Below are 21,445 nucleotides of genomic sequence, written 5' to 3'. Positions count from 1 at the left end.
AGCGTCACAGCCTCGGTCAGACACTCCTCCACGTTCCCCACACACGCTTAGAGTCACGGCCAGTCACCGCGCCTTCGGATTCTCCAATTCAGCGCGGCGCGCGACTCGGCCGCTTCCACGGGGAGGCGGTTGTGCCTGGGGAAAGGACTGATCGTGCGTCAACGTTCGCTTATCGCCATCACCGCCGCGCTGGCGGCGGGAGCGCTCACCCTCACCGCCTGCGGCTCGCGCGACAGCGGCGACAAGGGCTCCGACTCCGACAACGGCGGCAGCACCGTCGTCATCGGCGTCGACGCCCCCCTGACCGGCGACCTGTCCGCCATGGGCCTCGGTATCAAGAACTCGGCGGACCTCGCCGTCCGGAACGCCAACAAGCAGAAGCTCGTCAAGGGCGTCACCTTCAAGATCGAGGCCCTCGACGACCAGGCGCAGCCGTCCGCCGGCCAGCAGAACGCCTCGAAATTCGTCTCCGAGCAGGACGTTCTCGGTGTCGTCGGCCCGCTGAACTCCTCGGTCGCCGAGTCGATGCAGAAGGTCTTCGACGACGCCAAGCTGGTCGAGGTCTCCCCGGCCAACACCGGCCCGGCCCTCACCCAGGGCCCGGACTGGCAGAACAAGAAGGTCCGTCCGTACAAGGCGTACTTCCGCACCGCGACCACGGACGCCATCCAGGGCCCGTTCGCCGCCCAGTACGTCTTCAACACCGCCAAGAAGAAGAAGGTCTTCGTCATCGACGACAAGAAGACCTACGGCTCCGGCCTCGCCGCCACCTTCACCGAGGAGTTCAAGAAGCTCGGCGGCAAGGTGGTCGGCACCGAGCACATCAACCCCGACGCCAAGGACTTCTCCGCGGTCGCCACCAAGGTGAAGAACTCCGGTGCCGAGGTCGTCTACTACGGCGGCGAGTACCCGCAGGCCGGCCCGCTCAGCAAGCAGATCAAGGCCGCCGGCGCCAAGATCCCGCTGGTCGGCGGTGACGGCATCAAGGACGACACGTTCATGAAGCTGGCGGGCTCCGAGGCCACCGGCGACCTGGCCACCTCCGTCGGCGCCCCGGTCGAGGACCTGCCCTCCGCCAAGCAGTTCGTCGCCGACTACAAGGCCGCGGGCTACAAGGAGGAGTACTCGGCGTACGGCGGTTACGCCTACGACTCCGCCTGGGCGGTCATCGAGGCCGTGAAGAAGGTCGTCGACGCCAACGGCGGCAAGCTGCCCTCCGACGCCCGCGCGAAGGTCACCGAGGCCATGCAGGGCGTGGCCTTCGACGGCGTGACCGGCAAGGTCTCCTTCGACGAGTACGGTGACGCCACCAACAAGCAGCTCACCGTGTACGCCGTGAAGAACGGTGCCTGGGTTCCCGTCAAGTCCGGTACCTACACCGGCTGATCCCGCCTGAACCCCTCACGAGCCGCGCGGGGCGCTGTTCCACTGGCGCCCCGCGCGGACTCGCATCCGGCCACATCCCTCGCACTTTCCGAACGCTCGGAGGACATGCGGTGAACGAACTGCCGCAGCAGCTGGTCAACGGCCTGCTACTAGGATCCATGTACGGGCTGGTCGCCATCGGCTACACAATGGTCTACGGCATCGTCCAGCTCATCAACTTCGCCCACGGCGAGATATTCATGACGGGAGCGTTCGGCGCTCTCACCGTCTGGCTCTGGCTCCCCGGCGGCACCAGCATGTGGATCGCGCTGCCGCTGATGATCATCGGCGCCGTCGTCGTCGCGGTCGCCATCGCCGTCGGAGCGGAACGGTTCGCCTACCGGCCACTGCGCAACGCCCCGCGTCTCGCGCCCCTGATCACCGCCATCGGCCTCTCGCTGGCACTCCAGCAGGCCGTGTGGGCCTGGTACCCCGAGGCGAAGTCCGCGCGCACCTTCCCGCAGATCTCCGGCGGCCCCTTCGAGATCGGCAGCGTCACCATCCAGACCGGCGACATCTTCCTCGTCGTCGCGGCCCCGATCAGCATGGCCGTCCTCGCCTACTTCGTGATGAAGACCCGCACCGGCCGCGGCATGCAGGCCACCGCGCAGGACCCCGACACCGCCAAGCTGATGGGCGTCAACACCGACCGCATCATCGTGATCGCCTTCGCGCTCGGCGCCGCGTTCGCCGCGGTCGGAGCCGTCGCCTACGGCCTGAAGTACGGCGAGATCAACTTCCGGATGGGCTTCATCCTCGGTCTGAAGGCGTTCACCGCGGCCGTCCTCGGCGGCATCGGCAACATCTACGGAGCCATGATCGGCGGCGTCGTCCTCGGCGTGGCCGAGACCCTGGCCACCGCCTACATCGCCGACATCCCGGGCATGGACAAGTTCGGCAGCCAGTCCTGGGCCGACGTCTGGGCCTTCGTACTCCTCATCCTCGTACTGCTGTTCAGGCCACAGGGCCTGCTCGGCGAGCGCGTCGCGGACAGGGCGTGAGACCGATGACCACACAGACCACCGCACCCGACACCCCCGGCGCCCGCAAGGCCGACACCCCGACCGGCCTGCTGCCCCTGCCCGAGAAGGCCGCCCGCGCCCTCGCCCTCGGCGGCAGCGCGCTGACGATCGTCTCCACCTTCCTCGCCTGGACCTGGACCACCGACTTCCCCGGCAACCTCACCGTCTACGGCTACCCGGGCGGCCTGCAGGTCCTCGTCCTCATCAGCGCGCTCCTCGCCACCCTGTTCGCACTGGCCTCCTACGGCATCCGCGGCCTGGGATGGCTGGCACCCGCCGGCCCCGACGCGGCCCTGCGGTTCGCCACCCTCGCCACCTTCGCCACCAGCTGGTACACCGTCCTCGCCATCAGCGTCGACCTCGGCGGACTCGTCAACCTGGAGCCCGGCGGCTTCCTCGTCGCCGTCGCCAGCCTCGCCGCCCTGGCCGGCGCCCTCGCCCTGCCCTTCGAACGGCCCGAACCCGAGCCCATCGACCCCGACGACACCGGCTGGGAGAAGTTCAAGCACGGTGCCGCGTACAAGTGGGAGACCACCAAGGCGGTCTTCGCCGCCGGCGCCCCCCGGCCCGTGGCCACCCTGCCCTCGTACGCCGAGCTCCTGATCATCGTCGCGATGCTCGCACTCGGCCTGGTCGTCTTCACCTACGGCATCGGCACCGAGTACGACGAGCTGTTCATCGGCTTCCTGATCACCGCGGGCCTCGGCTTCGCCGCCCTCAACAAGGCCGGCCTGATCGCCCACGCCTCACAGATCGCCGCCCGGCACACGAACATCACCATCTGCGGCGCCTTCGTCGCGGCGGCACTGTTCCCCTTCACCCAGACCAACGACCAGTACGCGACCCTCGGCGTCTACATCCTGATCTTCGCCACCGTCGCCCTCGGCCTGAACATCGTCGTCGGCCTCGCCGGCCTCCTCGACCTCGGATACGTCGCCTTCCTCGGCGTCGGCGCCTACGCGGCGGCCCTGGTCTCCGGCTCCCCCAGCTCGCCGTTCGACGTGCACTTCCCGTTCTGGGCCGCCGTACTCGTCGGCGCCGCCGCCTCCCTCGTCTTCGGCGTGCTCATCGGCGCCCCGACGCTGCGGCTGCGCGGCGACTACCTCGCCATCGTCACCCTCGGCTTCGGTGAGATCTTCCGCATCACCGCCAACAACCTCGACGGCACCTCCGGACCCGACATCACCAACGGCTCCAACGGCATCTCCTCGATCCCCAACCTCGACGTCCTCGGCTTCGACTTCGGCGCCCAGCACGACATGGGCGGCTTCACCATCGGCCGGTTCGCCAACTACTTCTTCCTGATGCTGATCATCACCGCGGTCGTGGTGCTGGTCTTCCGCCGCAGCGGCAACTCCCGCATCGGACGCGCCTGGGTCGCCATCCGCGAGGACGAGACCGCCGCGCTCGCCATGGGCATCAACGGCTTCCGCGTCAAGCTCATCGCCTTCGCCGTCGGCGCCTCCCTCGCCGGACTCGCCGGCACCGTCCAGGCCCACGTCACCTACACCGTGACACCCGAGCAGTACCTGTTCGCCGGCCCCATCCCCCCCAACTCCGCCTTCCTGCTCGCCGCGGTCGTCCTCGGCGGCATGGGCACCATCAGCGGCCCGCTGATCGGCGCGGCCCTGCTCTTCCTGATCCCGAACAAGCTCCAGTTCCTCGGCAACTACCAGCTCTTCGCCTTCGGTCTCGCACTCATCCTGCTGATGCGGTTCCGCCCCGAGGGCCTCATCCCCAACCGGCGCCGCCAGCTCGAATTCCACGAAGAGGCGGAAGCACCCACCCTCCTGACGAAGGCGGGGGCCTGACCACCATGACCACCGACACCACCACGAAGGACACCACCCCCGGCGCCGCCGCGCCCGGCGAGACCGTCCTCGACGCCCGCGGCGTCACCATGCGCTTCGGCGGCCTGACCGCCGTACGCGGCGTCGACCTCACCGTCGGCGCCGGCGAGATCGTCGGCCTCATCGGCCCCAACGGCGCCGGAAAGACCACCTTCTTCAACTGCCTCACCGGCCTCTACGTCCCCACCGAGGGCGAGGTCCGCTACAAGGGCGACGTCCTGCCGCCCAAGTCCTTCAAGGTCACCGCGGCCGGCATCGCACGCACCTTCCAGAACATCCGCCTGTTCGCCAACATGACGGTCCTGGAGAACGTGCTCGTCGGCCGGCACACCCGCACCAAGGAGGGCTTCTGGTCGGCCGTACTGCGCGGCCCCGGCTTCCACAAGGCCGAGAAGGCCTCCAGGGACCGGGCCATGGAACTGCTGGCGTTCGTCGGCCTCGACCACAAGGCCGAACACCTCGCCCGCAACCTCCCCTATGGCGAACAGCGCAAGCTGGAGATCGCCCGCGCCCTCGCCAGCGAGCCCGGCCTGCTGCTCCTCGACGAGCCGACCGCCGGCATGAACCCCCAGGAGACCCGGGCCACCGAGGAACTCGTCTTCGCCATCCGGGACATGGGCATCGCCGTCCTCGTCATCGAGCACGACATGCGCTTCATCTTCAACCTGTGCGACCGCGTCGCCGTGCTCGTCCAGGGCGAGAAGCTGATCGAGGGCGACAGCGCCACCGTCCAGGGCGACGAGCGCGTGGTCGCGGCCTACCTCGGCGAGCCCTTCGAGGACGCGCCCGGCGCCGAAGAGGTGGCCGAGGTGGAGGCCGCCGAGGCGCACGCCGAGGCGCACGCCGACACCACGGCCGAGGCCACCGGCGCACGCGCCGAAACCACGACCGACGCCGCGCCCGGCAAGGAGAACGACCGATGACCGCACTGCTCGAAGTCGAGGACCTGAGGGTCGCCTACGGCAAGATCGAAGCCGTCAAGGGCATCTCCTTCAAGGTCGAGGCCGGTCAGGTCGTCACCCTCATCGGCACCAACGGCGCCGGCAAGACCACCACCCTGCGCACCCTGTCCGGACTGCTCAAGCCGGTCGGCGGACAGATCAGGTTCAACGGCAGATCGCTGAAGAAGGTCCCCGCCCACCAGGTGGTCTCCCTGGGCCTCGCCCACTCCCCCGAGGGGCGGCACATCTTCCCCCGCATGAGCATCGAGGACAACCTGCGCCTCGGCGCGTTCCTGCGCAACGACAAGCCGGGCATCGAGAAGGACATCCAGCGCGCCTACGACCTCTTCCCCATCCTCGGGGAACGGCGCAAGCAGGCCGCGGGCACCCTCTCCGGCGGCGAGCAGCAGATGCTCGCCATGGGCAGGGCGCTGATGTCCCAGCCGAAACTGCTGATGCTGGACGAGCCGTCGATGGGTCTGTCACCGATCATGATGCAGAAGATCATGGCGACGATCGCCGAGCTGAAGGCGCAGGGGACGACGATCCTGCTGGTCGAGCAGAACGCCCAGGCGGCGCTCTCACTCGCCGACCAGGGACACGTCATGGAGGTCGGCAACATCGTCCTGTCCGGCACGGGGCAGGACCTGCTGCACGACGAGTCGGTCCGCAAGGCCTACCTCGGCGAGGACTGACCCGTTCGTGTACGACGAGGCCCGCGCCCCCTTCTCCGGGGCGCGGGCCTCTGTCGTACGAGCGGTGCTCAGTCCTTCTTGGCCGCCTTCTTCTCCTGGTTGTCCGCGATGACCGCCTCCGCGACCTGCTGCATCGACATGCGGCGGTCCATGGACGTCTTCTGGATCCAGCGGAACGCGGCCGGCTCGGTCAGACCGTACTCCGTCTGCAGGATCGACTTCGCGCGGTCGACCAGCTTGCGGGTCTCCAGCCGCTGGGTGAGGTCGGCGACCTCCTTCTCCAGCTGCTTCAGCTCGGTGAACCGGGAGACGGCCATCTCGATCGCCGGGACGACGTCGCTCTTGCTGAACGGCTTGACCAGGTAGGCCATGGCACCGGCGTCCCGGGCGCGCTCGACGAGGTCGCGCTGCGAGAAGGCGGTGAGCATCAGGACCGGCGCGATGGACTCCTCGGCGATCTTCTCGGCCGCGGAGATGCCGTCCAGCTTGGGCATCTTCACGTCCAGGATGACCAGGTCCGGCTTGTGCTCGCGGGCCAGCTCTACGGCCTGCTCACCGTCCCCGGCCTCACCGACGACGGTGTACCCCTCCTCCTCCAGCATCTCTTTGAGATCGAGCCGGATCAGGGCCTCGTCCTCGGCGATGACGACACGGGTCGTCAGCGGAGGCACGTGCGACTTGTCGTCGTCGGGCGCGTCTACGGGCTGGGGCGACTCGGGGGCGGTCACTGAGGCTCCTTGGTACGGGGCAGGGGCACTGCTCCCAGCAGGGTACCTAGCTGCGGGGACGCGCGGTGAACCGGTACACTTCCCAGGGCTTCCCAGCTTGCCCGGTTGGAGGAACTGGTCAGACTCGCGGCACTCAAAATGCCGTGCCCTTTGGGCATGTGGGTTCGAATCCCACACCGGGCACCACGGCCTCAAGCGGAGGATCACGTTCGCGTGATCCTCCGCTTTCTGCCGTATACGGCCGCCTTCGGTGACTGAGAGTGGCCGCATGAACTTCCATGGCACAGAGGTACGACAAAAGGCGCTCACTCTGCTGCGCGGCGATGCGAAGAATGCAGACGTGGCCCGCAAGCTGAACGTACCCGTGGGGACGGTCGGCTACTGAAAGCATATGGACCGGGCGAAGCGGGGTGAATGCCCAGGCCGCCAGGATCCCTCCTGTCCGCGGTGCCACGGACGGAAGCTGGACGAGATTGCGTACAGCTATCTGCTCGGGCTGTACCTCGGCGACGGACACATCAGCCACTACTCACTCGAAGCACGTGCACTGCCTCTTCCCCCAGCACGGTCCCGGCAAGAAACACGAGCGCCCCATCGTCCTCGAACCCTGGCAGCAGGCCATCGTCGACGCCCACCCCTGGGATTTCATCCGGGGTCGCAAGCGGTACGAGTATCCGCGCTACTTCTTCACCAACACCTCGGTCGACATCGTCCGCCTCTTCACCGACGCCCTCGACAAGGTCGGTGTCGAGTGGAAGACGCTCAACCAGAGCCGCGCGGCCCTGACCGTCTCCATAGCCCGCAAAGCCTCCGTCGCCCTCATGGACGCCCACGTCGGCCCCAAGCACTGAGCGGGGCCGCCCGTCACTTCGGGCTGTCGTCCTCGCCGATGTGGTGGACGCGGACCATGTTGGTCGAGCCGGAGACGCCGGGCGGGGAGCCGGCCGTGATCACCACGACGTCGCCCTTCCGGCAGCGGCCGTACTTCAGGAGCAGTTCGTCCACCTGGCCGACCATGGCGTCGGTGGAGTCCACGTGCGGGCCGAGGAAGGTCTCCGCGCCCCAGGTGAGGCTGAGCTGGGATCGGGTGGCCGGCTCCGGGGTGAAGGCCAGGAGGGGGATCGGGGAGCGGTAGCGGGAGAGCCGGCGGGCGGTGTCGCCGGACTGGGTGAACGCGACCAGGAACTTCGCGCCGAGGAAGTCGCCCATCTCGGCGGCGGCCCGGGCGACCGCGCCGCCCTGGGTGCGGGGTTTGTTCCGCTCGGTCAGCGGCGGCAGTCCCCCCGCGAGCATGTCCTCCTCGGCCGCCGCGACGATCTTCGCCATGGTGCGTACGGTCTCGACCGGGTACTTGCCGACGCTGGTCTCGCCGGAGAGCATGACCGCGTCCGTGCCGTCGAGGACCGCGTTGGCGACGTCGGAGGCCTCGGCGCGGGTGGGCCGGGAGTTCTCGATCATAGAGTCGAGCATCTGGGTGGCGACGATCACGGGCTTGGCGTTGCGCTTGGCGAGTTTGATGGCGCGCTTCTGGACGATCGGTACCTGCTCCAGCGGCATCTCCACGCCCAGGTCGCCGCGTGCGACCATCAGCCCGTCGAAGGCGGCCACGATGCCGTCGAGGTCGGCGACGGCCTGCGGCTTCTCGATCTTGGCGATCACCGGGAGGCGGCGGCCCTCGTCGGCCATGATCCGGTGCACGTCCACGACGTCGTCGCCGCTGCGGACGAAGGAGAGGGCGATCACGTCGAAGCCGGTGCGCAGGGCCCAGCGCAGGTCGTCCTCGTCCTTCTTGGAGAGGGCGGGGACGGAGACGGCCACGCCGGGGAGGTTCAGGCCCTTGTGGTCGGAGATGACGCCGCCTTCGACCACCCGGGTGCGCACGCGGGGGCCGTCGACGTCGGTGACCTCCAGGCAGACCTTGCCGTCGTCCACGAGGATGCGCTCGCCGGGGGCGACGTCGGCGGCGAGGCCGGCGTGGGTGGTGCCGCACTGGTGGCGGTCGCCGTCGACGCCTTCCTCCACGGTGATGGTGAAGGTGTCGTCGCGTTCAAGGAGTACGGGTCCTTCGGCGAAGCGGCCGAGCCGGATCTTCGGACCCTGAAGGTCGGCGAGGATTCCGACGCTGCGGCCGGTCTCGTCGGCCGCCTTTCGCACGCGCTGGTACCGCTCCTCGTGCTCGGCGTGGGTGCCGTGGCTGAGGTTGAACCGGGCGACGTCCATTCCGGCCTCGACCAGTGCCTTGATCTGGTCGTACGAGTCGGTGGCGGGCCCCAATGTACAAACGATCTTTGCTCGGCGCATGAGTCGAGCCTATGGCTTACCGGCGGGTAGAGAATTGGCGTCGTAGCCCACTCAAGAGACTTTGGGCAAGGGGTCATTGACAAGTGTTGAATTGTGCGGCGGTCCGCTCCTATGAGCGATGGTCACCAGATCGCAACCTTCCGGACCTGTTGTCGTAAGTCATGCTCAGGTCAGAATCTACGCGCGTTGTTGTAGTCGCGTGTTGCTGTACCACCGCCAAGGAGACCGAGACATGCCGTTGAACCGCCGGAAGTTCCTGAAGAAGTCCGCCGCCACCGGAGCGGGAGTGGCGATCGCCGGCGCGGCGGCGGCTCCGGCGGCCGAGGCGGCGGAGGCCGGGAAGCCCGGGCACCCCGTGAAGCGGTACTCCCTGACCGTCATGGGCACCACCGACCTGCACGGGCACGTCTTCAACTGGGACTACTTCAAGGACGCCGAGTACGCCGACAAGGCGGGCAACGCGATGGGCCTGGCCCGCATCTCCACCCTGGTCGAGCAGGTGCGCGAGGAGAAGGGCCGCTGCAACACGCTGCTCCTGGACGCCGGTGACACCATCCAGGGCACCCCGCTCACCTACTACTACGCCAAGGTCGACCCGATCACCGCCAAGGGCGGCCCGGTGCACCCGATGGCGCAGGCGATGAACGCGATCGGGTACGACGCGGCGGCCCTCGGCAACCACGAGTTCAACTACGGCATCGAGACGCTGCGGAAGTTCGAGGACCAGCTCGACTTCCCGCTGCTCGGCGCCAACGCGGTGGACGCGAAGACGCTGAAGCCCGCCTTCCCCCCGTACTTCATGAAGACCTTCCACGTGCCGGGCGCCAAGCCGGTCAAGGTCGCCGTCCTCGGCCTGACCAACCCGGGCATCGCGATCTGGGACAAGGCCTACGTCCAGGGAAAGCTCGCGTTCCCGGGACTGGAGGAGCAGGCCGCCAAGTGGGTGCCGAAGCTGAGGTCCATGGGCGCCGACGTGGTCGTCGTCTCCGCGCACTCGGGCACCTCGGGCACGTCGTCGTACGGCGACCAGGTGCCGTACGTGGAGAACGCGGCGGCCAACGTGGCTAAGCAGGTGCCGGGCATCGACGCGATCCTGGTCGGCCACGCGCACGTGGAGATCCCGGAGCTGAAGGTCGTCAACGAGAAGACCGGCAAGACGGTCGTCCTGTCCGAGCCGCTGTGCTACGCCGAACGGCTGACCGTCTTCGACATCGAGCTGGTGTTCAGCAAGGGCCGCTGGGAGGTCGAGTCGGTCTCCGCCTCGCTGCGCAACTCCAACGCCGTGGCCGACGACCCGGAGATCACCAAGCTGCTCACCGACGAGCACGAGAAGGTCGTCGCGTACGTCAACCAGGTCGTGGGCCGGGCGACCGAGACCCTGACGACCGTCGAGGCCCGCTACAAGGACGCCCCGATCATCGACCTGATCACCAAGGTCCAGGAGGACGTGGTCAGGGCCGCGCTCGCGGGCACCGAGTACGCCTCGCTGCCGGTGATCGCCCAGGCCTCGCCGTTCTCCCGGACCTCCGAGATCCCGGCCGGCGACGTCACCATCCGGGACCTGTCGAGCCTGTACGTGTACGACAACACGCTGGTCGCCAAGCTGCTGACGGGCGCCCAGGTCCGGGCCTACCTGGAGTACTCGGCGGAGTACTACGTCCAGACCGCCGCCGACGCCACGGTGGACGTGGAGAAGCTGACCAACGCCGGTGGCCGCCCGGACTACAACTACGACTACGTCTCGGGTCTGTCGTACGACATCGACATCGCCCAGCCGGCCGGGTCGCGGATCAAGAACCTGACCTTCAACGGGGCCGCGCTGGACGACGACCGGCAGTTCGTCCTCGCCGTGAACAACTACCGGGCCAACGGCGGCGGTGCCTTCCCGCACGTCGCCACCGCGAAGCAGCTGTGGTCGGAGTCGACGGAGATCCGCACCCGGATCGCGGAGTGGGTGACCGCGAAGGGTGTCCTGGACCCGAAGGACTTCGCGTCGGCGGACTGGAAGCTGGTGCGCGACGGCAAGCCCGTCTTCTAGAGCCGCGGATCTCCCAGAGCCGCAGGCCTCTGGAGCCGCAGGAGTGACAGGTCGACGGCGTCGGCGATCGCCTTCGCGCCGGCGTCGTTGACGTGCAGGCCGTCGCCGCTGTCGAAATCCGTACGGATCCGCGCCGGTTCGGCCGGGTCCGCGACGGCGGCGGCGACGTCCACCACCGCGTCGCAGGGGGGCGCGCCCCGAGCAGCCAGACGTTGACCTCGCGCCGCGCTGCCTGGCCGGACTCGGTGTCGTAACCCTCATAGACCGTGCCCCGGTACGGGCCGAGGGTGGAGCCGATGACGATCAGGCCGACGGCGCGCAGGCGTTCGGCCAGGGCGGTGAGCCCGGCGACGAGATCGGCCGCCGTCGGGCTGTCGGCGGGTTCGGGGTGGGCGCGGAAGCCGGGCACGCCCAGGTCGTTGAGGCCGATGTGGACCAGGACGTGGCTGACGCCGGGGACGGTGAGGACGTCGTGGTCGATGCGGGCGAGCAGGCGTGCGCCGATCGTCGGTGAGCAGCCGGTTGCCGGAGATGCCCCGGCCCACGATCCAGCCCTGGGTGAGGCGTCGGCTGAGCTGGGCCGGGAAGCGATCCCGAAGTGGCCGGTCGGCACCTCCTCGGCGTCCCGCAGCCGCTCGGCGGACAGCTGGTCGCCGGGCGCGGCGTGGCCCATGTCGTAGGGCACTGCCTGCCGAGTAGGTGGTCGGGCCGGTGTCGCCGGGCAGGTAGAGGGTGACGGTGAGTTCCTGTCCGGCGGTGGCGGGCCGTTCGACGGGGTCCCTGGCGGTCGGGTTGCCCGCGAAGGTGAGCGTGATGCCGGTCGCGGGGTCGATGCCGTGGCCGGTGGTGCGGGTGGCGAGGTGGGCTCCGCCGATCTCGACGGGCTCCTTGCCGTGGCGGTTGCTGAAGGTGAGCCGTAGCGCCTCACCTCCTCCGGCCGGGCGCAGGGGCTGTCTCAGGGTCTGGCCGGCGGCGCGGTGGGCGGGGTCCAGGTCATGGTCATGGCAGGCGCCAGCGCCGTTGCCGGTGGGCTTGTTCCGGGCGGGCGGCTCACCTGACCTGGGCGACGTTCACCTTCCCTCGATGAGCGGAGTGAGCCGCTGCGGTTGCCTGCCCTGCGGCACCCGGGCGGCGGGCCCTTCGAGTCCGAAGGAGGTGAAGGCCGTCCGGGACGGGAGCGGGTACGGCCCCTTCCCCGTGAGCGAGTTGAGGATGGTGGCGCTGCGCCAGGCGGCGAGGCCGAGGTCGGGGGCGCCGACGCCGTGCGTGTGCAGCTCGGCGTTCTGGACGTAGACCGAGCCGGTGACCGAGGAATCCAGCACGAGGCGGAACTCCTCGTCGACGCGGGGGCGTCCGCTGCTGTCGCGGCGGATGCAGGGGTCGAGTCCGGCGAGGATGCGATCGAGGGGGCGTTCGCGGTAGCCGGTGGCGAGGACGACGGCGTCGGTGGTGAGCCGGGAGCGGCTGTCCTGCTGGAGGTGCTCCAGGTGCAGCTCGATCTTGCTGGTGGCGATCCGGCCGGCGGTGCGGACGCGGACGCCGGGGGTGAGGACGGCGTCGGGCCAGCCGCCGTGCAGGGTGCGCCGGTACAGCTCGTCGTGGATGGCGGCGATGGTGCCGGCGTCGATGCCCTTGTGCAGCTGCCACTGGGCGGCGGTCAGCCGGTCACGCACGGGCTCGGCGAGGGCGTGGAAGTAACGTGTGTAGTCGGGTGTGAAGTGTTCCAGGCCCAGCTTGGAGTACTCCATGGGCGCGAACGCCTCGGTGCGGCCGATCCAGTGCAGCTTCTCCTGGCCGGCGGGGCGGTGCCGGAGCAGGTCCAGGAAGACCTCGGCGCCGGACTGTCCGGAGCCGACGACGGTGACATGCCCGGCGGCGAGGATGCTGTCGCGGTGGTCGAGGTAGTCGGCGGCGTGGATGACGGGCACGCCGAGCGCGTCCACCAGGGGTCTGAGGGGGTCGGGCACGTAGGGGGCCGCGCCGATGCCGAGGACGACGTTGCGGGCGTGGGTGCGGCCGAGGGCCTCGGCCTCGCCGGCCGCGTCCAGCTGGGTGAAGTCGACTTCGAACACGTCGCGTTCGGGGTTCCAGCGGACGGCGTCGACCTGGTGGCGGAAGCGCAGCCCGGGCAGCTGTCCGGCGACCCAGCGGCCGTAGGCGTCGTACTCGGCGCGCTGGATGTGGAAGTGCTCGGCGAAGTAGAAGGGGAAGAGCCGCTCGCGGGCCTTGAGGTAGTTGAGGAAGCTCCAGGGGCTGGTGGGGTCTGCGAGGGTCACCAGGTCGGCGAGGAAGGGCACTTGGACGATGGCGCCGTCGATGAGCAGGCCGGGGTGCCAGTCGAAGTGGGGGCGCTGTTCGTAGAAGACGGCGTCGAGTTCGGCGAGCGGCTGGGCGAGCGCGGCGAGGGAGAGGTTGCAGGGGCCGATGCCGACGCCTACCAGGTCGCGTGGGGAGTCGGGTTCGTGGCGTGGGGGGTGGGTCATCCGGGGAGGCTTCTTTCGGCGAGTTCGACGAGTTTGAGCAGGTGGGCCAGGTCGTCCGGCCGGGTGTGGGGGTTGAGGACGGTGGCCTTGAGCCAGAGCCGGCCGTCGAGCCGGGCGCGGCCGAGGACGGCCCGGCCCTCGTGCAGCAGCCGTCGGCGTACGGTGGCCACGGTGTCGTCGTCGGCCTCGGCCGGCCGGAACAGGACGGTGCTGATGACGGGCCGGTCGTACAGTTCGAAGCCGGGGTGCTCGCGGACCAGTGCGGCGAACTCGCGGGCCCGGGCGCAGACCTGGTCGACCAGGGCGCCGAGACCGCTGCGGCCCAGCGCCTTCAGGGTGACGGCGATCTTCAGGATGTCGGGGCGGCGGCTGGTGCGCGGGGAGCGGCCGAGCAGGTCGGGGAGTCCGGCCTCGGTGTCGTCGTCGGCGTTCAGGTAGTCGGCGCGCTGGTGGAGTGTGGTGAGTTCGTGTGGGCGGGCGACGGCGAGGAGTCCGGCGGCGACCGGCTGCCAGCCGAGTTTGTGCAGGTCGAGGGTGACGGTGTGGGCGGCTTCGAGTCCGGCGAGTCTGTCGCGGTGCCGGTCGCTGAGCAGGAGGCCGCCGCCGTAGGCTGCGTCGATGTGCAGCCGGGTGCCGTGGGCGGTGCACAGGCCGGCGATCTCGGGCAGCGGGTCGATGAGGCCGGCGTCGGTGGTGCCGGCGGTGGCGGCGACGAGCAGCGGGCCGGGGAGCGCGGTGAGGGCCTCGTCGAGGGCGGCCGGGTCGAGGGTGCCGTTGGGGGCCGGGATGACGACCGGGTCGGGCAGGCCGAGCAGCCAGGCGGCGCGCGGCAGCGAGTGGTGGGCGTTCGCGCCGCACACGAGGCGCACGCCGCCGCCGTGTGCCTCGCGGGCGAGCAGCAGGGCGAGCTGGTTGGACTCGGTGCCGCCGGTGGTGACGAGGGCGTCGGCGAGCCCGGCCGTGCGGGCGAGGGTGCGGGTGACGGCGGCCTCCAGGGCGGAGGCGGCCGGGGCCTGGTCCCAGGAGTCCAGGGAGGGGTTGAGGGCGCTGGCGGCGAGGTCGGCGGCGGTGGCCACGGCGAGCGGCGGGCAGTGCAGATGGGCTGTGCACAGCGGGTCGGCGGGGTCGGCGGAGCCCGCGGCCAGCGCGTGCACGAGGGCGCGCAGGGCGTCCGGGTCGCCGGCCTCGGGCAGGACGTCTCCGAGGGCGTCGGCGACGCGCGCGGCGACGGCGTCCGGTCCGCCGGCGGGAAGCGGTCCGCCGCGCTCGTCGCGGCCGGCCGTGAGGGCGTCGAGCACGGTGTCGAGGAGGGGCCGCAGGGCGTCGGGGCCGGCGGGACCCGAGGCCAGGGGTGGCGTGCTCATGAACCCTCCTCCGCTCGCGCACCCCGCCGCGGGTCCGGGCTTCCGGCTTGGGGTGGAGTTCCAGCTTGTACCGGAAGGGAGCCCTGTGTCCCGAAAGCCGGGCGAACGGAACCCGAAAGTGTGTACTGCCGTATGCCCAGGAGGCGTTGGGGCCGGTGCGGGGATACGCCCGGACGTCGTCGGTGTGGTCCCTGGCCCACTGGGCGAAGGTGCGGGCCGGGGTGCCGGTGAGCCTCCACGGTGCCGGTGATCTCCTGGGGACGCCGACGGTGGCGGTGAACGTCCGCAGCGGTCGTTCGAGCATCTGCGGCGGCACGTGCGGGTACAGCTGCGGGCCCGCCTCGGCCGGGTCGGTCTCGACGAAGGTCAGCTTCCCGCCGTGGGCCTCGCCGATCGCCGCGACCCGGCCGGCGACGCTGGTCGCCTCGGGTCCGGTGAGCCGGTGCACGGCGCCCTCGTGGCCGCTGTCGGGCAGGACGCGCCCGCGCGGATGTGTGGGGCGTACTGGAGCGCGTTGGTGGCGAAGGCGCCCGGCCGCACGGACGTCCGGTCGAGCCCGCTGTCGCGGATCTGCCGCTCGGTGGTGGTGTGCATGACGTGGAGGGGGTGGGTCTCGTCGGCACCGTCCTGGACGATGCCGCTGGAGAGCGGCACGGCGTGCCGCACGCCGTGCTCGCGGGCCGCGGCGGGTCGCGGGTCAGCGCCCGGACGGGCTGTCCCGGGGCGAGGTGACGGTCGGCGATGGCACGGCCGGCGGTGCCGGTCGCGCCGGTCACTACGATCGCGGTGGTGCCTCCGGTGCCCGGTCGATCACCGACCGCCCGGGCCTGGGAGCGGCGGCCGGTCCGTCGCATGGTCGGCGAGGACCAGCCGCGTCCTGCGTCGCCGGACCTACTCCGCCCGCTGTCCTGCCCGTACCCGCAGGGCGCGGGACAGGTCGTCCAGGCGGTCGGCGAGGGTGCGGCGCAGGGCCGGGGTGATGTCGGCGTCGCGCAGGCAGGCCTCGCCGAGCCGCAGGTTCTCGGCGTCGACGGCGTGGGCCGGGAAGCACCACCGGCCGGCGGCGACGGCGATGGCGGGGCCGCGGCGGGCGGCGACGTCGACCGCGTCCGTGTAGAAGCGGGGCACGTACTGCCGTACCAGCTCGGCCTGCTCGGGCTGCCAGAAGCCCTGGGCGGTTGCCGTGAAGAGGTAGTTGGACAGGTCGTCGCCGGCGAACATCGCCTCCCAGGCGGCGCGCTTGGCCTCCGGGTCGGGCAGGGCGGCACGGCAGCGGGCGGCGCCCTCCTGGCCGGTGGCACTCGGGTCACGCGCCAGTTCGGCGGCGATGGCGTCCTCGTCGGTGGCGCCGAGCACGGCGAGCCGGGCGAGGATGCGCCAGCGCAGCTCGGGGTCGAGTTCCGGCCCGCCGGGCACCGTGCCGTCGGCGAGCCAGGCGGCGATGGTCTCCGGGTGGGCGGCGACGTCGATCAGGTGCCGTACGGCGATCAGCCGCAGGCCGGGGTGGTCGCCGTCCTCGGTGCGTCGCAGCAGGTCGCGGCAGAGCGAGGTGAGGGTGGTCAGGGCGGCCGGGCGGTCCTCCGGCGTCAGGTACTGGTCGGCGAGCTGGCCGGCGGAGAAGGCGAGGACGCCCTCGGCGACGGCCAGGTCGGTCTCGCGGGGCAGGTGGGCGCGGGCCGTCTCCAGGTAGGCGGCGGGCGGGAGTTCGCCGTCGCGGACGGCGTCCCTGAGGGCGTTCCAGACGACCGCGCGGGTGAGCGGGTCGGGCAGGCCGGACAGGCTGGTGCGGAGCGTCTCGAAGGAAGCGGCGTCGAAGCGGATCTTGGCGTAGGTGAGGTCGCCGTCGTTGAGGAGGACCAGTGCGGGGCGCTTGCCGATGGGCTGCGGCGCGGCCTGCGGGACGTCGAGGCCGATGCGCTCGCGCAGCACCAGCCGGCCCTCCTCGGCGACGTCGTGGTCGTACAGGCCGGCGCTGAGGCGGTGCGGGCGGCTGCCCGCGCGGTCGGCGGTCAGCACGCAGGTGCCGCCGGAGGAGACGATCTGCGGGGTGAGCGTGTCGACGCCAGTGGTGCGCAGCCAGCTGTCGGCCCAGGCGTGCACGTCGCGGTCGGTGGCCGAGGCGAGGGAGTCGATGAAGTCGGCGAGGGTGGCGTTGCCGAACTTGTGCCGCGCGAAGTGGGTGTTGATACCGGCGAGGAAGTCCTTCTCGCCGAGCCAGGCGGCCAGCTGGCGCAGCGCGGAGGCGCCCTTGGCGTAGGAGATGCCGTCGAAGTTGAGCAGGGCGGAGGCCGTGTCGTCGACGTTCTCGGGGGCGACCGGGTGGGTGGTGGGCCGCTGGTCGGCGTCGTAGCCCCAGGACTTGCGGGTGACGCCGAACTCGGTCCAGGGGTCGGTGAAGCGGGTGGCCTCGGCGGTGGTCTGGTAGCCCATGTACTCGGCGAAGGACTCGTTCAGCCAGATGTCGTCCCACCACTTGAGGGTGACGAGGTCGCCGAACCACATGTGGGCCATCTCGTGCGCGATGACCATGGCGCGGGTCTGCCGCTCGGTGTCGGTGACGGCGGAGCGGTAGACGAACTCGTCGCGGAAGGTGACCAGGCCCGGGTTCTCCATGGCGCCCGCGTTGAACTCGGGGACGAACGCCTGGTCGTAGGAGTCGAAGGGGTAGGGCTCCTCGAACTTCTCGTGGTAGCGGTCGAAGCACGCGCGCGTGACGTCGAGGATCTCGTCGGCGTCGGTGTCGAGGTGGGGCGCGAGCGAGCGGCGGCAGTGGATGCCGAAGGGCAGTCCGCGGTGCTCGGTGCGTACCGAGTGCCAGGGGCCGGCGGCGACGGCGACCAGGTAGGTGGAGACCGGCGGGGTGGGCGCGGCCTGCCAGAGGCCGTCGCCGCGGTGCTCGGTGACGCCGTTGGCGAGGACGCTCCAGCCCTCGGGTGCCCGGACCGAGACCTCGAAGACGGCCTTCAGGTCGGGCTGGTCGAAGGCGGCGAAGACGCGCTGGACGTCGTCCATGAACATCTGCGTGTAGACGTACGTCTCGCCGTCGCTGGGATCGGTGAAACGGTGCATGCCCTCGCCGGTGCGGGAGTAGCGCATGACCGCGTCGACGCGCAGCTCGTGCTCGCCGGCGGTGAGGTTCTTCAGCGGCAGCCGGTCCTCGCACAGGGACTCCGGGTCGAGCGGCTGTCCGTCCAGCGTGACACTGCGCAGCTCGGCGGGCTTCAGCTCGACGAACGTGTCCCCGGCGGACCGCGCCGTGAACCGGATGGCGGTACGGGAGTCGAAGGTCTCGCCACCGGTCGTGAGGTCCAGTTCGACCGTGTACCGGTGGACGTCGAGGAACTGTGCTCGGAGCTGCGCTTCGTCGCGCGTGAGTACGGACATGCAGGACATGCTGCCTGATGGGGCCGACAGCGCACAGAGGCGGATCGGTACACGGCTTTTGTCCCCTGCGCGCCCCTTGCCCGCCCGGCCGGCCGGGCCTCCGCTCAGGGTCCTGCTCAGTCCTTGGGCGCCGGCCGTCCGTTGTGGGTGTCCTCGGCGATGCGTTCGTGGTGCCGGATCACCTCGGCGATGATGAAATTGAGGAATTTCTCGGCGAACGCCGGGTCGAGCTTGGCGTTCTCGGCGAGTCGGCGCAGCCGTTCGATCTGCCGGGCCTCGCGGGCGGGGTCGGCGGGCGGCAGCTGGTGCAGCGCCTTGAGCCGGCCGACCTGCTGGGTGCACTTGAACCGCTCGGCGAGCATGTGGACGACGGCCGCGTCGATGTTGTCGATGCTGTCGCGCAGCCGCTCCAGTTCCTGGCGGACCTGGGGGTCGTCGGCACCGGTGCCGGTGTTGCTGGTGGTCATGGGGGCTCACCCTATGCGCTTCCGGGGCCGGGCCCTACGGGGTGTCCGGGGAGTGGATCATCGGTGGACCGCCGGGGTCGGGGACGCGGTCGCTCCAGCCGCCGGGGACGGTCCGGCCCTGCTGGGCGCGGAACGGGACGGGGGTGAGACGCCCCCGTCCCGTTCCGCTCTGCGACGCCGCCGGGCCCCGCGCGGTCATCGCCCGCGTCGCCCGGGCCGCCCGCCGCGGCAACCCGCTGCTGGAGGTGGAGTCCGGCGTCGCCGTCCACGAACTCCTCGTCGCGCTGCGCCGCGCCCGTGCCGGCCTCGCCGCGACGGCGACCAGGTGCTGGCGGCCCTGGCCCGGGGCGCGTGGGCTGGATCTGGACGCGTTCGCCGACGGGGTGGCCACGGTGCTCTTCGGCACGGTGCCCGGGGAGGGGGCACCGGGGCTCTACCGGGGCACGGTCACGGTCAGCGGGGCCGGGGACGCCCGGCTGGAGCTGCCGGGCCGGACGCGGGGCTTCGTCTGGGTCAACGGCTTCAGCCTGGGGCGTTACTGGTCGACGGGTCCGCAGCGGTCGCTGTACGTGCCCGGGCCGGTGCTGCGGGAGGGCGAGAACGAGGTGCGGCTGCTGGAGCTGGACGGGGGCACACCGGACCGGCCGGCACCACGGCTGCTGCCTGTGTGACCGGCACCCACCGGGGCCCTTCCCACTCCCAGGGTGCCGGCCGCCAACGGGGCCTTTCCGGCCTGCTGCCTGGGTGGCACCCGCTGGGCCCCTTCCCGCCTGCTCCCAGGGTGCCGACCGCCCAACGGAGGGCCTTCCGGCCTCCCGCCCGCATGACCGGCACCCCACCCGGACCCTTCCCGCCTCCCGCCCGCCTGACCGGCACCCCACCCAGGCCCTTCCCGCCTCCCGCCCACCTGACCGGCACCCCACCCGGACCCTTCCCCGCCTCCCGCCCGCATGACCGGCCGCCCACCGGGGTCCTTCGCGCACTGCCCTCCCGCCTACAGTGGAAAGGAGTTCCGCGTCTTCAGGGGGTGCCGACGTGGCGAACGGCGGGCCGGTCCAGCACGGCTACCCGCACCTGGAGACGGTGCGGGCCGCCGTCACCGCGCTGTACCGGCGCCTGTCCCGCGACACCATCGAGACGTTCTCGGGAAGCGTGGCCCCGGCCGACGTGGCCTTCTGCGACACCGACGACCTGCATCTGGGCGCGCAGCGCGTGGCCCGGGAGATCGTGCGGCACTTCCGGCTGCCGGACGCGCGGCTGATCGTCGGCTTCCGGGAGATGACCCACGCGGCGAACGTCGAACTCGCGGCGGGCCCCGAGTACTTCGTCGAGCTGAACGACCGGTTCCGCACCCACCGCAGGGACATCGGCGCCGCGCTCGCCCACGAGGTGGCGCACGTCTACCTGCACCGCCTGGATCTCGTCTTCCCCACCACGGCGGAGAACGAGATCCTGACGGACACGGCGACGACCTATCTGGGCGCGGGCTGGCTGCTGCTGGACGCCTACCGGGAGGACGGGGTCTCGTCGCAGAAGCTGGGCTATCTCACCCCGGAGGAGTTCGGTTACGTCCTGGCCAAGCGGGCCCTGCTCTTCCAGGAGGACCCTTCGGTGTGGTTCACCAGCCCGCAGGCCTACACCGCCTACGTCAAGGGGATGGCCCGGGCCCGCCAGGACGAGCAGCAGCCGCCGCTGACCGGGGCCGGCTGGGCGGGCCGCCGCCGATACGCCCACGACCGCCGGCACGCCTCCAGCGCCCCGCCCACGGCCCCGTACTCCTTCGCCCCCGACAGCGGCGGCCACCTCGGGGTGACCTTCCCGTGCCCGACCTGCCACCAGCGGATCAGGGTGCCGGTGCGGGGGCGGGTACGGGCGCGGTGCGGGTTGTGCCGGACGGTACTGGAGTGCGACACGTAGCGTCAGCGCCCTTCATCGCCGCATCATCGCCGCGTCGTCTGCCCAGGGAGTCGCGTGTCAGCCCGCGTGGTCCGAGACCGCCCGCCGCGGAAGCGCCGCAGACAGCACCCCGCACACCACGAACACCCCCACCACCCACGGCATCGCCCCGGCGAGCGCCCCGCCGAGCCCCTCCCCCACGGCCCCGAAGAACACCGTTCCGATCACCGCCGCCCCCAGCGCGCCCCCGAACTGCTGAGCCGTGGAGAAGATCCCGGACGCGCCCCCCGACCAGCTCCCCCGGCACCGCCGACAGCACCACGTTCACCAAAGGCACCACCAGGAACCCGAGCCCGGCCCCGGCGAGCACCAGTCCCGGCACCAGCGGCCACGCGCCCGCGTGCACCGCCGGCGCGTCGTCGATCGCGGCCCACACCCAGCCGAACCCACCGGCCATCAGCAGCGCCCCGGCACCGAGCACCAGCCGCCCGAACTTCACGGCGAGCCCGTCCGAGACGGGCGCGGTCAGGAACCCGCCGGCCGAGAACGCCACGGTGACCACCCCGGCCCGGAGCGGGGTGTACCCCTCGCCGCCCTGCAGCCAGACCGCGAAGACCAGGAAGAAGCCCTGCATGCCGAGGGAGAAGAGCAGCTGGACGAGCACACCCACCGAGAACGCGGGGAACCCGAACGCGCGCGCGGGCAGCAGCGGCACCGTACCCGGCCGGTGCCGCCGGGCCTCGTACACGCCGAGCCCGGCCACGGTCACCGCGCCCGCCGCGAGGCAGACCCAGCCCCACAACGGCCAGCCGTGCTCCCGGCCCTGCACTAGCCGCCGCGCCGCCCGGCCC

At 71.1% G+C, this 21,445-nt stretch carries 16 protein-coding genes, 1 tRNA gene and 3 pseudogenes; 10 read left to right on the top strand and 10 right to left on the bottom strand.

Translation table 11 applies throughout. From position 1 onward, the window contains the following. The first annotated feature begins 153 nt into the window (after nucleotides 1-153). The 5 genes from AB0L21_RS00840 (at nucleotide 154) to AB0L21_RS00820 (ending at nucleotide 5,933) form a co-directional block, all read left to right on the top strand. Entirely contained in the window at nucleotides 154-1,386 is a 1,233-nt protein-coding gene (locus AB0L21_RS00840) for a branched-chain amino acid ABC transporter substrate-binding protein (protein ID WP_365781434.1), read from the top strand. Nucleotides 1,387-1,496: 110 nt separating this feature from the next. Continuing rightward, a complete protein-coding gene (locus tag AB0L21_RS00835; protein ID WP_365698745.1) occupies nucleotides 1,497-2,426 on the top strand; it encodes a branched-chain amino acid ABC transporter permease in 930 nt (309 codons plus the stop codon). Between the two features lie 5 nt (nucleotides 2,427-2,431). Next, the gene (locus AB0L21_RS00830) at nucleotides 2,432-4,258 is read left to right on the top strand and encodes a branched-chain amino acid ABC transporter permease (protein WP_365781432.1); all 1,827 of its coding nucleotides are present in this window, start codon (nucleotides 2,432-2,434) and stop codon (nucleotides 4,256-4,258) included. Nucleotides 4,259-4,263: 5 nt separating this feature from the next. After that, the gene (locus AB0L21_RS00825; RefSeq protein ID WP_365781430.1) at nucleotides 4,264-5,220 is read left to right on the top strand and encodes an ABC transporter ATP-binding protein; all 957 of its coding nucleotides are present in this window, start codon (nucleotides 4,264-4,266) and stop codon (nucleotides 5,218-5,220) included. Beyond that, the gene (locus AB0L21_RS00820; protein WP_208031676.1) at nucleotides 5,217-5,933 is read left to right on the top strand and encodes an ABC transporter ATP-binding protein; all 717 of its coding nucleotides are present in this window, start codon (nucleotides 5,217-5,219) and stop codon (nucleotides 5,931-5,933) included. The genes AB0L21_RS00825 and AB0L21_RS00820 overlap by 4 nt, the downstream gene beginning before the upstream one ends. Before the next feature lie 68 nt (nucleotides 5,934-6,001). On the opposite strand, the gene AB0L21_RS00815 is transcribed toward AB0L21_RS00820, so the two are convergent. Next, nucleotides 6,002-6,661: a response regulator gene (locus tag AB0L21_RS00815; RefSeq protein WP_365698742.1), complete on the bottom strand. Its 660-nt coding sequence runs from the start codon at nucleotides 6,659-6,661 to the stop codon at nucleotides 6,002-6,004. 99 nt (nucleotides 6,662-6,760) lie between these two features. Here AB0L21_RS00815 and AB0L21_RS00810 point away from each other — a divergent pair. Then, nucleotides 6,761-6,847 (top strand) — tRNA-Leu (locus AB0L21_RS00810). A 205-nt stretch (nucleotides 6,848-7,052) separates the two neighbouring features. Continuing rightward, nucleotides 7,053-7,512, top strand: a pseudogene (locus AB0L21_RS00805) (hypothetical protein). A gap of 13 nt (nucleotides 7,513-7,525) precedes the next feature. Here the strand turns inward: AB0L21_RS00805 and pyk are convergent. Next, nucleotides 7,526-8,962: a pyruvate kinase gene (pyk, locus tag AB0L21_RS00800; protein WP_365781428.1), complete on the bottom strand. Its 1,437-nt coding sequence runs from the start codon at nucleotides 8,960-8,962 to the stop codon at nucleotides 7,526-7,528. A gap of 232 nt (nucleotides 8,963-9,194) precedes the next feature. Here pyk and AB0L21_RS00795 point away from each other — a divergent pair, with 232 nt between their 5' ends. Then, entirely contained in the window at nucleotides 9,195-11,000 is a 1,806-nt protein-coding gene (locus AB0L21_RS00795) for a 5'-nucleotidase C-terminal domain-containing protein (protein WP_365698740.1), read from the top strand. On the opposite strand, the gene AB0L21_RS00790 is transcribed toward AB0L21_RS00795, so the two are convergent. The 7 genes and pseudogenes from AB0L21_RS00790 to AB0L21_RS00760 form a co-directional block, all read right to left on the bottom strand. Continuing rightward, on the bottom strand, nucleotides 10,997-11,176 hold the full coding sequence (locus AB0L21_RS00790) for a hypothetical protein (RefSeq protein ID WP_365698739.1): 180 nt from the start codon (nucleotides 11,174-11,176) through the stop codon (nucleotides 10,997-10,999). The genes AB0L21_RS00795 and AB0L21_RS00790 overlap by 4 nt on opposite strands. 894 nt (nucleotides 11,177-12,070) lie before the next feature. After that, a complete protein-coding gene (locus AB0L21_RS00785; RefSeq protein ID WP_365781426.1) occupies nucleotides 12,071-13,483 on the bottom strand; it encodes a SidA/IucD/PvdA family monooxygenase in 1,413 nt (470 codons plus the stop codon). Continuing rightward, nucleotides 13,480-14,847, bottom strand: a complete 1,368-nt coding sequence (locus AB0L21_RS00780) for an aminotransferase class V-fold PLP-dependent enzyme (protein WP_365781424.1) — start codon at nucleotides 14,845-14,847, stop codon at nucleotides 13,480-13,482. Before AB0L21_RS00780 ends, AB0L21_RS00785 begins: the two co-directional genes overlap by 4 nt. Then, nucleotides 14,844-15,701, bottom strand: coding sequence for an NmrA family NAD(P)-binding protein (locus AB0L21_RS00775; RefSeq protein WP_365781648.1), 858 nt, complete (start codon nucleotides 15,699-15,701; stop codon nucleotides 14,844-14,846). Before AB0L21_RS00775 ends, AB0L21_RS00780 begins: the two co-directional genes overlap by 4 nt. A gap of 37 nt (nucleotides 15,702-15,738) precedes the next feature. Further along, nucleotides 15,739-18,231, bottom strand: a complete 2,493-nt coding sequence (gene pepN, locus AB0L21_RS00770) for an aminopeptidase N (protein WP_365781422.1) — start codon at nucleotides 18,229-18,231, stop codon at nucleotides 15,739-15,741. Nucleotides 18,232-18,347: 116 nt separating this feature from the next. Next, a complete protein-coding gene (locus tag AB0L21_RS00765; protein WP_365698736.1) occupies nucleotides 18,348-18,698 on the bottom strand; it encodes a chorismate mutase in 351 nt (116 codons plus the stop codon). A gap of 34 nt (nucleotides 18,699-18,732) precedes the next feature. Continuing rightward, nucleotides 18,733-18,846: pseudogene (locus tag AB0L21_RS00760) on the bottom strand (AraC family transcriptional regulator); the annotation flags it as partial. A gap of 103 nt (nucleotides 18,847-18,949) precedes the next feature. Between AB0L21_RS00760 and AB0L21_RS00755 the strand changes: the two are divergent. Together AB0L21_RS00755 and AB0L21_RS00750 are read left to right on the top strand one after the other, a co-directional pair. After that, nucleotides 18,950-19,369, top strand: a pseudogene (locus tag AB0L21_RS00755) (hypothetical protein); the annotation flags it as partial. Between the two features lie 364 nt (nucleotides 19,370-19,733). After that, on the top strand, nucleotides 19,734-20,615 hold the full coding sequence (locus tag AB0L21_RS00750; RefSeq protein WP_365698735.1) for a hypothetical protein: 882 nt from the start codon (nucleotides 19,734-19,736) through the stop codon (nucleotides 20,613-20,615). On the opposite strand, the gene AB0L21_RS00745 is transcribed toward AB0L21_RS00750, so the two are convergent. Beyond that, nucleotides 20,542-21,423 carry a hypothetical protein gene (locus AB0L21_RS00745; protein ID WP_365781420.1) on the bottom strand — a complete coding sequence of 294 codons (882 nt, stop codon included), beginning with the start codon at nucleotides 21,421-21,423 and terminating at the stop codon, nucleotides 20,542-20,544. The two genes, AB0L21_RS00750 and AB0L21_RS00745, sit on opposite strands and share 74 nt — an antisense overlap. Between the last annotated feature and the right edge of the window lie 22 nt (nucleotides 21,424-21,445).

This window comes from Streptomyces sp. NPDC052721, from assembly GCF_040678315.1.
Lineage (GTDB): Bacteria > Actinomycetota > Actinomycetes > Streptomycetales > Streptomycetaceae > Streptomyces.
This window is presented reverse-complemented; position numbering and strand designations above follow the sequence as displayed.

Bases quoted from the DNA above. Each gene is read 5' to 3' on its own strand.
- AB0L21_RS00820 (WP_208031676.1), top strand. From the start codon at position 5,217: ATGACCGCACTGCTCGAAGTCGAGGACCTGAGGGTCGCCTACGGCAAG.
- AB0L21_RS00775 (WP_365781648.1), bottom strand. From the start codon at position 15,701: ATGCGACGGACCGGCCGCCGCTCCCAGGCCCGGGCGGTCGGTGATCGA.
- AB0L21_RS00785 (WP_365781426.1), bottom strand. From the start codon at position 13,483: ATGACCCACCCCCCACGCCACGAACCCGACTCCCCACGCGACCTGGTA.
- pepN (WP_365781422.1), bottom strand. From the start codon at position 18,231: ATGTCCGTACTCACGCGCGACGAAGCGCAGCTCCGAGCACAGTTCCTC.
- AB0L21_RS00765 (WP_365698736.1), bottom strand. From the start codon at position 18,698: ATGACCACCAGCAACACCGGCACCGGTGCCGACGACCCCCAGGTCCGC.
- AB0L21_RS00780 (WP_365781424.1), bottom strand. From the start codon at position 14,847: ATGAGCACGCCACCCCTGGCCTCGGGTCCCGCCGGCCCCGACGCCCTG.
- AB0L21_RS00825 (WP_365781430.1), top strand. From the start codon at position 4,264: ATGACCACCGACACCACCACGAAGGACACCACCCCCGGCGCCGCCGCG.
- AB0L21_RS00795 (WP_365698740.1), top strand. From the start codon at position 9,195: ATGCCGTTGAACCGCCGGAAGTTCCTGAAGAAGTCCGCCGCCACCGGA.
- AB0L21_RS00830 (WP_365781432.1), top strand. From the start codon at position 2,432: ATGACCACACAGACCACCGCACCCGACACCCCCGGCGCCCGCAAGGCC.
- pyk (WP_365781428.1), bottom strand. From the start codon at position 8,962: ATGCGCCGAGCAAAGATCGTTTGTACATTGGGGCCCGCCACCGACTCG.